At 73.6% G+C, this 9,460-nt stretch carries 10 protein-coding genes and 1 pseudogene; 5 read left to right on the top strand and 6 right to left on the bottom strand.

Going from position 1 to position 9,460, the window contains the following annotated elements; all coding sequences use genetic code 11:
• Positions 1-151 precede the first annotated feature (151 nt).
• Complete coding sequence (locus DY240_RS12940; protein ID WP_233552721.1) at positions 152-877, bottom strand: class I SAM-dependent methyltransferase; 726 nt, start codon at positions 875-877, stop codon at positions 152-154.
• A gap of 157 nt (positions 878-1,034) precedes the next feature.
• Between DY240_RS12940 and DY240_RS12935 the strand changes: the two genes are divergently transcribed.
• The 3 genes and pseudogenes from DY240_RS12935 (at position 1,035) to DY240_RS12925 (ending at position 2,832) form a co-directional block, all read left to right on the top strand.
• Positions 1,035-1,640 (top strand): PadR family transcriptional regulator, encoded by a 606-nt coding sequence (locus DY240_RS12935; protein ID WP_119660295.1) that lies wholly within the window; start codon positions 1,035-1,037, stop codon positions 1,638-1,640.
• Positions 1,637-2,161 (top strand): DUF1707 SHOCT-like domain-containing protein, encoded by a 525-nt coding sequence (locus DY240_RS12930; RefSeq protein ID WP_119660293.1) that lies wholly within the window; start codon positions 1,637-1,639, stop codon positions 2,159-2,161. Before DY240_RS12935 ends, DY240_RS12930 begins: the two co-directional genes overlap by 4 nt.
• Positions 2,162-2,192: 31 nt before the next feature.
• Positions 2,193-2,832, top strand: a pseudogene (locus DY240_RS12925) (short-chain dehydrogenase).
• Positions 2,833-2,860: 28 nt separating this feature from the next.
• On the opposite strand, the gene DY240_RS31935 reads toward DY240_RS12925, so the two are convergent.
• The 4 genes from DY240_RS31935 to DY240_RS12905 are packed head-to-tail and all read right to left on the bottom strand — an operon-like array spanning position 2,861 to position 6,818.
• On the bottom strand, positions 2,861-3,907 hold the full coding sequence (locus tag DY240_RS31935) for a phosphotransferase (RefSeq protein ID WP_158602835.1): 1,047 nt from the start codon (positions 3,905-3,907) through the stop codon (positions 2,861-2,863).
• Positions 3,904-5,361, bottom strand: a complete 1,458-nt coding sequence (locus DY240_RS12915) for an MFS transporter (RefSeq protein ID WP_119660291.1) — start codon at positions 5,359-5,361, stop codon at positions 3,904-3,906. The genes DY240_RS31935 and DY240_RS12915 overlap by 4 nt, the downstream gene beginning before the upstream one ends.
• A gap of 3 nt (positions 5,362-5,364) precedes the next feature.
• The gene (locus DY240_RS12910; protein ID WP_119660290.1) at positions 5,365-6,243 is read right to left on the bottom strand and encodes an SRPBCC family protein; all 879 of its coding nucleotides are present in this window, start codon (positions 6,241-6,243) and stop codon (positions 5,365-5,367) included.
• Positions 6,240-6,818 carry a winged helix-turn-helix domain-containing protein gene (locus DY240_RS12905; protein ID WP_119660289.1) on the bottom strand — a complete coding sequence of 193 codons (579 nt, stop codon included), beginning with the start codon at positions 6,816-6,818 and terminating at the stop codon, positions 6,240-6,242. The genes DY240_RS12910 and DY240_RS12905 overlap by 4 nt, the downstream gene beginning before the upstream one ends.
• A gap of 64 nt (positions 6,819-6,882) precedes the next feature.
• Here DY240_RS12905 and DY240_RS12900 point away from each other — a divergent pair, with 64 nt between their 5' ends.
• Positions 6,883-7,617, top strand: coding sequence for a Fic family protein (locus DY240_RS12900; RefSeq protein ID WP_119660288.1), 735 nt, complete (start codon positions 6,883-6,885; stop codon positions 7,615-7,617).
• 239 nt (positions 7,618-7,856) lie between these two features.
• On the opposite strand, the gene DY240_RS12895 is transcribed toward DY240_RS12900, so the two are convergent.
• The gene (locus DY240_RS12895) at positions 7,857-8,774 is read right to left on the bottom strand and encodes a hypothetical protein (protein ID WP_119660287.1); all 918 of its coding nucleotides are present in this window, start codon (positions 8,772-8,774) and stop codon (positions 7,857-7,859) included.
• Between the two features lie 100 nt (positions 8,775-8,874).
• Between DY240_RS12895 and DY240_RS12890 the strand changes: the two genes are divergently transcribed.
• Positions 8,875-9,324 (top strand): tetratricopeptide repeat protein, encoded by a 450-nt coding sequence (locus DY240_RS12890; RefSeq protein WP_119660286.1) that lies wholly within the window; start codon positions 8,875-8,877, stop codon positions 9,322-9,324.
• Positions 9,325-9,460 lie beyond the last annotated feature (136 nt).

The raw sequence follows: 9,460 nt of genomic DNA, 5'->3' as shown, positions 1-9,460 counted from the left end.
CGGCACCCCGCCCCGTCGAGCAGCACCCCGGCACACAAGATCCTGACAGAGAGATCTTGGAGTTGTTCGGCCATCTCTCGGACGTTTCACCCCGCAATGGCCGAAGAACTCCAAGATCAACGTGGGCCGGGGGCGGGGCGGGCGGGCGGCGTCAGTCGCGCGTCGAGCGGAAGCAGTGCGTCAGGTACGGGAGTACGACGCCGTCCGGGCTGGCGACGCGATCGTAGAGCGCGCCGACGCGAGCGATCACGGCGTCGCGTTCCGGTGCGGCGAGGACGGCGACGTAGGAGCGCGAGGCGACCAGGCCGAGCAGCCCGTCGCGGTCCAGCCGCTGCTCGTGCCGGAAGGTCTGCCGCTCGATCGGGCCGAACGGCGGGACCACCTGCGGGTCGTCGACGCGGCGGCTCTCGTGGTCGCCGAACATCGACCAGAGCTCGTCCACCCAGCCGACGGAGTCGTCGCGGAGGTTCCAGACCAGGCCGAGCCGTCCGCCGGGCCGCAGCACCCGCGCGATCTCGGGCAGCGCCGTCGCCGGCTCGAACCAGTGGTACGCCTGGCCGGCCGTCACCACGTCGACCGTCGCGTCGTCCAGCGGTAACCGCTCCGCCGACCCGGCGCGGGCGTCGACGCCGGGCAGCACGGTGCGCAGCCGCGCGAGCATCGGCTCGGACGGATCGACCGCGACGACGTCGTGACCGGCGGCGACGAGCGACCGCGTGAGCTTGCCGGTGCCGGCGCCGAGGTCGAGGACCCGCACCGGCCGGTCGCCGGTCAGCCAGCGGACCGCGTCGTCGGGGTATCCGGGGCGGGTGCGCTCGTACACGTCGGCGACGCCGCCGAAGGAGGCGGCCCGCAGGCGGAACTCGTCGGTCGTCACGATCGACCCTCTTCCTCGCCAGACGCATCGCCGCCCGGGACCTCGCGGCCGGCCTTCACGGTAGCGACTGTAACGCCGTCCGGGGTCTTGTCGTCGGAACGGTCGCGATATATCGTCTAAGTATCGCGACCGTTCGATCGAAGAGTAGGTGACCACGATGCACGGACGACGCGGAGGACACGGCTTCGGGCCGTGGGACATGTTCGGAGGAGGGGGCCGGGGCGCCTGGGGCGGACCGCCGTGGGGCGGGGGCCCGTGGGGTGGGCCGCCGCCGTGGGCGCGACGGGGCCCGAAGGCTCGCCGCGGCGACATCCGCGCGGCGATCTTGGGGGTGCTGGCCGACCGGCCGATGAACGGCTACCAGATGATCCAGGAGATCGCCGAGCGCAGCGGGGGCGTGTGGAAGCCGAGCCCCGGCTCCATCTACCCGACGCTGCAGCAGCTCGAGGACGAGGGCCTGGTCCGCGCCGAGGAGCAGAACGGACGGCGGACCTTCCGGCTCACGAGCGAGGGCGAGGAGTATGTCCGGGCGCACGCCGCCGAGGTCAACGCGCCGTGGGAGTCGATGTCGGCGAACGCCGAGGGCGAGGACGCGGCCGGGCTGCGTCCCCTGATCGGCCAGACCGCGTCGGCGCTGTGGCAGATCATGGCGACCGGCAGCGCGGACCAGCAGGCGCGCGCTCGCGACGTGCTCTCCGACACCCGGCGCAAGCTGTACGGCATCCTCGCCGACGGTGACGACGACGAGGGCGGCGCGCGATGAGCGGGCCGGCGTTCCGGGTCGGCGACGCCGAGCGTGACGCCGCCGTCGCGGCCCTCGGCGAGCACTTCGCCGCGGGCCGGCTCACCAAGGACGAGTTCGACGAGCGGTCCGGCCGTGCGTGGTCCGCGCGCTACGCCGGCGACCTCGACGAGCTGTTCACCGACCTGCCCCAGCCGGTCGCCGTCCGGTCCGAGGTGCGGCCGCAGGTGCGGGCGCGCGGGCCGCGGTCCCGGATGCTGTTCACGTTGCCGCTCGCGATGATGGCGTTCGGCGGGCTGCTGTTCCTGATCGTCTCGACGGCGCCGTGGCTGCTGTTCGTCTTCGGGATGCTGTTCCTGTTCGGCGGGCCGCCCTGGCGGCGCCGGCGCTGGCACTGGCACGACGGCGGCGGCGCGCAGCGCGGCTGGGGACCGCCACCGTGGGGTCCGTCCGATCGCCGCGACTGGCCGCGGGCCCGCCCCGGCTGGGGACCGCCGCCGTGGGATCCGGCGCCGCGCAACGGCTGGGCGTCGGGCCGCTAGGCCCCGGCCCGCGAGCGCCCGGAGGTGCGAGATGACCGGATGGACGGCGGCTGACGTTCCCGGCCAGCACGGGCGTACGGTGCTCGTCACCGGTGCGACCAGTGGGCTCGGCGCCGAAGCGGCCCGGGCGCTGGCCGGTGCCGGTGCCGGTGCCGGTGCCGGTGCTCATGGCGGTGCCGCGCGGCACGACGGCCGACGGGTTCGAGCGGCACCTCGGCGTCAACCACCTCGGCCCGTTCGCGCTGACCGGTCTGCTCGCCGACCGCGTGCGCGAGCGTGTCGTGACGGTGTCGAGCGGGCTGCACGTGCTCGGCCGGGTCCGCGAGGACCTGAACTGGGAGCACCGCCGCTATCAGCGCTGGCTGGCCTATGCGCAGTCCAAGCTGGCCAACCTGCTGTTCGCCTACGAACTGCAGCGGCGGCTGGCGGCGGCGGGCCGGGCGACGACGGTGTCGGTCTCCGCCCACCCTGGGGTCGCCGCGACCGAGGGGCAGCGCCGCGACACCTCGCTGCGGGGGAAGCTGCTGGCCGGCGGGCCGGCGCAGGGCCGGGCGGTGGCTGGCACGAGCCGCCGCTCACGCGACGCCGGCCGCGCCGTGTGGCTCTGGGAACGCTCGGAGGAGCTGACCGGCGTCCGCTACGCCCTCCGGCCGGCCGGCCACGTCCGGTGATCGCGGTCCGATGGGCGGGTGCCCTTCGTCAACCGAGATCGAGCGGCGATTCCGCCAGCAGCGCCGCCAACGTCTGCAGTGGTGCCCGCTGGAAGGCGCCGGCGTTCGCGAACCCCTCCGAGCGCACGGCTCGCAGCCACACCAGCGATCGCGCGATCTTGCCCACCCGGCAGGCCAGCTCCAGCTCCGTCACCAGCTCGGCCCGCGGGCCCAGGTCGGTGAACACCTCGAGGTAGGCGTCGCGCACGCGGAGCACCCGCGGGTCGTCGTCGGCCAGCTGGAACTCGGACCGGAAAACACCGAGCGTCACGAGCATGCTGGCGAACGGATGCGCCACGACGGCGTCGCCCCAGTCGTAGAAGCGCGGCCGCGCCGGCGGCGCCGTCAGGACGTTCCAGGCGTGCAGGTCGTTGTGGTCGAGACTGGCCGGCACCGTTCCGGCGGTCAGCCGCTCGCACCAGTCCACGACGGCCGGCCGGGCGGCGGCCACCCGGCGCAGCGCGGCGTGGTCGTCGTCGGTGGCGTGCCGGCCGAGAAACCGCCCGATCGCCTCGACGGCGTCGTCCAGCCGGCCGGGGAGGGCGGCCGGACGCATGTCGGCGAGGCCGGCGGCGAGCAGGTCGCCGACGTGGCCGGCGAGGATTCGCTGCAGTTCGGCGTAGTGCGGGACGACCTCCGCCATGGCGGTGGGCAACTCATCGGCCGGGACGCCTTCGCCCAGCGTCGCCCCGCCGTCGGGCAGCAGGACCCAGCCGCGGTCGAGGTCGGTCGCGATCGGGACGAGGATCGAGCCGGGCGCCACATCGGCCAGCAGCCGGTACAGCGGCACCTCGAACGCGGTCTCCGGCCCGGGCGCCTTCAACCACACCGCGCCCTGGTCGGTGGGCGCGGTCAGGACGGTGCCCCACGGCCGCAGGCGCGGCTGGGTCACCGGACCGGTACGGACGCGGCCGGCCGCGGCGAGCCGGTCGTCCAGCCAGCCGGTCGCCGCCGCCAGCCATTCGGCGGATGACCAGACATCGGCCGGCGACCGGCCGCGCGGCACGGCGTCAGCGCCGATGACGTCGTCGGTCACGACGGGTCCGCAGTGCCGACCGGGCGGACGTGGCGGAGGCCCGCCACGGCGAGGACGCCGAGCCCCACGGCGATCGCCGCACTCACCGTCGCCGTCCCGTTGAGCGCGCCGGCCAGGGCGTCGCGCACGTCGGCGGCGAGCTCGCCACCGGGCGCGGGCAGCTGGTCGGCATCGGCGGCGTGGCGGTAGATCGCGGTGCCGATGACCCCCATGACGGCGACCCCGGCCGCGATGCCGAACTCGCCGGCCGTCTCGGACATCGCCGCCGCCGAGCCGGCCTGTTCCGGACGGACCGCGCCGAGCGCCAGCCCCATGCTGAGCCCGGCCATCGGCCCGATGCCGACCGCCGTCACCACCAGACCGGTGATCAGCAGCCCGAGTGAGCCGGACCCGTCGACCCGGGTGAGCAGGACGTAGCCGGCCGCGACCAGCACGAGCCCGCCCGCCATCACCCGTGCCGGCGCGAACCGCCGGGCCAGCAGCGGTGCGACCTGCAGGCTCACGATCGTCACCAGTGCCGACGGCAGCAGCCACAGCGCGGCGTCCAACGGCGACAGGCCCGCCACGAGCTGCAGGTACAGGTAGACGAAGAGCTGGCTGCCGGCCATGATGCCGGCGACCGTCGAGATGGTCAGCCCGGCGGTGAACGTCCGGTTGCCGAACAGGCGCAGGTCGAGCATCGGCTGCTCCAGCCGGCGCTGCCGCCGGACGAACCGGTGCCCGGCCAGCAGCCCGGCCACGACGGCGAGCGCGGGCAGCACCCGGACGCCGTCGCGGGAGATCTCCTTCAGCCCGTAGACCAGCGGCAGCACCGTGCCGAGACAGAGCAGCACGCTCGCCGGGTCGAGGCGTCCGCCTGCGGGATTGCGGTACTCCGGGAGCACGGCCGGCCCGGTGACGAGGAGCAGCAGCATCACCGGCACGCCCAGCAGGAACACCGAGCCCCACCAGAAGTGCTCGAGCAGCACGCCGCCGACGATCGGGCCGATGGCCAGGCCGCCCATGAAGCAGGCCATCCAGACCGCGATCGCCATGCCGTGCTGGCGCGGGTCGCGGAACATGGTGCTGATCAGGGTCAGTGTCGACGGCATCAGCGTCGCGCCGGCGACCCCCAGCAGCGCACGGGTGACGATGAGCATCTCGGCGCTGGTGGAGTAGGCGGCCACGACCGAGGCGATGCTGAACGCCGCGGCGCCGATCAGCAGCAGCCGCCGCCGCCCGATGCGGTCGCCGATGGTCCCCATGGTGATCAGCAGCCCGGCGACCATGAAGCCGTAGACGTCGGTGATCCACAGCTGCTGCAAGCTGCTCGCGCCGAGGTCGGCACCCAGGTGTGGCAGTGCGAGGTACAGCACGCTCATGTCGAGCGAGATGAGGATGGTCGGCAGGGTGAGGACGGCCAGCCCCGCGTACTCGCGACGGCCGGCCCGGGCGACGACGTCGGTGGTGGTCATGGCTCAGTCCGCCAGCATGCCGTCGGGGAGGCCGGGCAGCTCGAGGTCGACCCAGATGAGGTCGGGCCGGTAGAGCTCGTGGAACCGGCGCAGCGCCGCGACACCGCCGAGCCAGCCGAGCCAGCCGCCGTACGGCGGGTTGTCGTCGTCGAAGCCGCTGTGCACGAACGTCAGCCGGGTGCCGCCGTCGGTGCCCTCGAGCTCCCAGGTGGCGACCAGCGTGGGCCACTCGAGCGTGACCTTGCGGGCCGGGTCGAGCTCGACGATGATCGCCGGCTCGTCGTCCAGCTCGAATCCGCCCATCGCGAACCGGCCGCCGACGTGCCGTTCGATGCCGACGTTGGCGCCGAACCACTGCCGGTACTGATCGGGGTCGACCATCGACTCGAAGACGTCCTCCGGCGGGGCGGCGATGGTCACTTCACCGCGCATCTCGAGCGAGGTGAAGTCGCATTTCGGGGTGAGGTCGCGGCCCTCGACGTAGTCGACCAGGTTGGCGACGGACAGCGCCCAGAACGTGGGGAGCATGCCGCGGACGTCGGTCTCGGCGACGGCGACGCTCCACGGCGGCACATGGCTCTGCGTCACGGTGACGAGCGTGGCGTCCGGGCCGTCGGCGGCCAGAGCGATCTCCGTCGTCGTGTCCTCGCCGCCCAGGGGCCAGACGAACACGATGGTGGTGTCGTCGAGGTGGAGCAGGCGCTGCCGTGGCTCGGCGCCGTCGGGGGTGTAGCGGCCCCAGAACACGTAGCGCTGCCGCGCCGGGTCGACGTCGGCGTGCTCGGCGAGCCAGGTGCGCAGCGCGCCCGGCTCGATGAGAGCGCGGCGAACCGTGGCCAGCGGCGCCTGCGCGCGGGCGCGCAGCCTGGCGGGCTGGGTCATCGTGGGGTCTCCTTGACGAGGCGGGGATACAGCGCCACGGCGAGCCGGAACTCGTCGCCGTCGGCGCCTCCGTAGCGGGCGAAGAGGTCCTGGAGCGTGGAGCGCAGGTCGGCGAGGAACTCCTGGCGCCGGTCGGGGTGCACGCGGATCTCGCCGGAGACGCCGATCGACGGCAACTCGGGCGCGGCGGGGCTGCCGGCCAGGCCGGCGATCGTCGCGACGTCGTCCTGCACCTCCTCCATGAGGTCGAGGAGGTAGCCGAGGCTCAGCGCGTCGCGGCTGCGACGGGGCCCGAGCCGGCCGACGAGGCGCGGCGACAGCCAGTACGACCGGGCCGTCGCCTGGTAGACGCCCTCGGTGATGCCGCGGACCCGGCGCTCGTTCACGCGGACCGCCAGGCCGGCGTCGACCAGGCGCTTCACGTGGTAGTAGACCCACTGCGGCGTCTGCCCGAGGACCTTGGCGACCTCGGTGCACGAGCGGGGCTCGGCCAGCTGCCGCAGCACCTCCACGCGCTGCGGCTTCATCAGCGCCTCGGCCTTGTCGACCTGGTCGAGGTACAGCACATCCCTCATGCGAAGAGATTCTTGTATGTAAAGCACGATTTTGTCAATGCTCATCCGAGGCTAGGCTGGCTCCATGGACGATCCGCTCGCGGGGGTGCTGAGCCTGACCGGCGTCGGGGCGGCGGCCGCCCAGGCCCGCAGCTCCGTCGACGCGCTGCTGCGGCACCCGGCCATGCGCCGCGACGCCGGCCGGGTGGCGGCGCTGTCCGCGCTCCGCGGCGCGCAGGCGTCGGCCGCGCTCGACGGCGGCGACCCCGACGCCGTCGACGATCCGGTGCTGCAGGGTGCGCTGCGGGTCACGGCGGCGGTGCCCGAGCTGGCCCAGGTGTGGGGACGCTCTCCGCGACAGGCGCTGGCCCGCCTGCACATGCTGGCCGCGCGCGATCTGGTGTCCGACCCCGACCAGCTGGGGCGGCCGCGGGCGTCGTCCGACGCCGAGCGGCTGGACCAGCTGCTGCGACTGGCGATCACTCGGACGGCGGCGCCGGGCGTGGTGGTGGCGGCGCTGGTGCACGGTGAGCTGCTGGCGCTGCGGCCGTTCGGCAGTGCCGACGGCGTGGTGGCGCGGGCGGCGGAGCGCGTCGTGCTGGTGTCGGTGGGCGTCGACACCAAGGCGGTGAGCGTCCCGGAGGCCGGGCACCTGGCGTTGGAGCGGGCGTACGACCCGCTGGCGCAGGCGTACGCCAGTGGTGCGCCCGAGGGCGTCGGGGCGTGGATCCGGCAGTGTGCGGACGCGTATGCGCGCGGCGCCGAGGTCGGGCTCACGCTGGCCGAGCACGTGCGCACCGCGGTGCCCGAGGCCGGCTAGTCAGCGGCCTCACGCACATGCGAGCGGCGCCCCGCGTGAGGTAGGGCGCCGCCGCTGACACGGCTGCGATGGGTTACCAGAGCGTGCATCGCGTCCGTCGCCCCGGCATTCCCGGGGACGACTGCCCGTACATGGGTGGATCGCCGCGTGGGTTCCCTCCGCCGTGCTGTGGACCTTGCGGTCCGTACTTCGTTTCTAGGTCATCGCAGGGGCTGAGCGAAAGGGCAACGGGCAGATCTTTACGTTTCGCAGACGCGCACCGCCAGGCGCACGAGCTCGATCAGCGTCGGGTTGCCCAGCGGCTGGGAGACGCGGGTGTCCATGCTCTCGTTGCGGATGTTGACGGCGACGGTCGCCTCGGCGAACCGCGCGGCGTCCTCGCAGTCGGTGACCGTCCACAGCGTCTCGACCTGCACGGTCTGGCCGGCGTCGACGTCGATGGGCAGCGGGTCCGTCGTCATCGTGAACCCCGGGGTCGTGGCCTCCATGGCCGTGACGGTGAGCGGCTCGTCGGCGCCGTTGGTCACCGGCAGGACGATGCGGGCGCCGCTGGCGTCGGCCGAGACGGTGCGGGTGTCGCCGATGAAGACGCCTGTGCCGCTGTCGGACCGGCAGCCGCCCTGCCAGGCCCAGATCAGCTGGTCGTCACCGGGCTGGCCGGTCACCACGACGGTCTGCTCGCCCGAGCCCGTACGGACGCGGACCTGCAGCGTTCCGGGTGGGCGGGTGGTGCAGTCGGCCTCGACGGTGCTCTGCACCCGGACCCATTCACCCGGCGCCGCCGTGACGGCGTGGTCGTCGCTCTCGCCGTCCTCCACCGAGCGGAAGCCGTCGATCTCGACGGAGAGGATCTCCACCTCGCGTGGGCCGGTGTTGATCAGGTTCACGTGCAGCCGCTGCGTGTTCGAGGACAGCGGCGCGCCGAACTCGACGTCCACCGAGCCGCGGACGAGGTCGACCTCGGCGTACTCGGCGGCGTCGTTGCGGGCATTGTTGGCGACGATGCCCACGACGGCGCCCACGACCAGTGCTGCGCCCAGTCCGGTCCACAGCCGCCAGCGCGGCGTCGGGCGGGCGGTCTCGCCGTCGTCATCGGCGTACGCCGGACCGACGGTGCCCAGCTCCAGGGGCACGGTTCGCTCGTCGTCGGTCTCCATGGACCGATTGTGGCCCCGGGCCTGCTGATCGGGACATCACGCGGCGGTCACGGTTCGTTCCGTTTGCGAGGTCTGCCTATCGGGGCCATGATCGGAAACCATGGTGAACCGGGGGAACCGGCTCAGATACGTCATGTGGTTCGTTCTGGCCGGTGTCGTAGCGCTGCTCGCTGCGCTGATCGTGGCGATCGCGATGGACGTCCAGATCTCCACGGCCACCTCCGCGACGATTCTCGCGGTGTGCGGCGTCATCTCCGCGGCGCTCGTCGTGGGCTCTCGCGCGCTGGCGCAGCAGCCCGTCGGTACGGACCAGACGGCCGACTCCGGACGGGTCACCGACCCGTCCGCGGGCAACATCTCCAACTGGATGTTCCTGGCCGACGCCTACGTCGAGCGACGCGAGTTCGAGTCCGCGGAGCGCTTCTACCGGCGCGCCGCCGACGCCGGCCACACTCCGGCCATGGCGCGCCTCGGCGAGGTGCTCTACGAGCTCGGCCGCGACGACGAGGCGGCGTACTACCGCGACAAGGCGCGCGAACTCGGCGCGTGATCCGGCGTCGCCGGCCGTCCTCGAGCGCGAGGGGCGGCCGGGCCGCAGCCGACGCCGTCGGGGCCCGGTCTCAGGAGCGGCGCCGCCGGACGGCGTACCAGGCCAGCCCGGCGGCCGCCGCCCCCGCGCTGATCGC

This window comes from Jiangella rhizosphaerae, from assembly GCF_003579925.1.
GTDB lineage: Bacteria > Actinomycetota > Actinomycetes > Jiangellales > Jiangellaceae > Jiangella > Jiangella rhizosphaerae.
This window is presented reverse-complemented; position numbering and strand designations above follow the sequence as displayed.

Coding starts and splice junctions, on each gene's coding strand:
- DY240_RS12935 (WP_119660295.1), top strand. CDS start 1,035: ATGCACGGACGACGCGGAGGACACGGCTTCGGGCCGTGGGACATGTTC.
- DY240_RS12930 (WP_119660293.1), top strand. CDS start 1,637: ATGAGCGGGCCGGCGTTCCGGGTCGGCGACGCCGAGCGTGACGCCGCC.
- DY240_RS12915 (WP_119660291.1), bottom strand. CDS start 5,361: ATGACCACCACCGACGTCGTCGCCCGGGCCGGCCGTCGCGAGTACGCG.
- DY240_RS12910 (WP_119660290.1), bottom strand. CDS start 6,243: ATGACCCAGCCCGCCAGGCTGCGCGCCCGCGCGCAGGCGCCGCTGGCC.
- DY240_RS12905 (WP_119660289.1), bottom strand. CDS start 6,818: ATGAGGGATGTGCTGTACCTCGACCAGGTCGACAAGGCCGAGGCGCTG.
- DY240_RS12900 (WP_119660288.1), top strand. CDS start 6,883: ATGGACGATCCGCTCGCGGGGGTGCTGAGCCTGACCGGCGTCGGGGCG.
- DY240_RS12895 (WP_119660287.1), bottom strand. CDS start 8,774: ATGGAGACCGACGACGAGCGAACCGTGCCCCTGGAGCTGGGCACCGTC.
- DY240_RS12890 (WP_119660286.1), top strand. CDS start 8,875: ATGGTGAACCGGGGGAACCGGCTCAGATACGTCATGTGGTTCGTTCTG.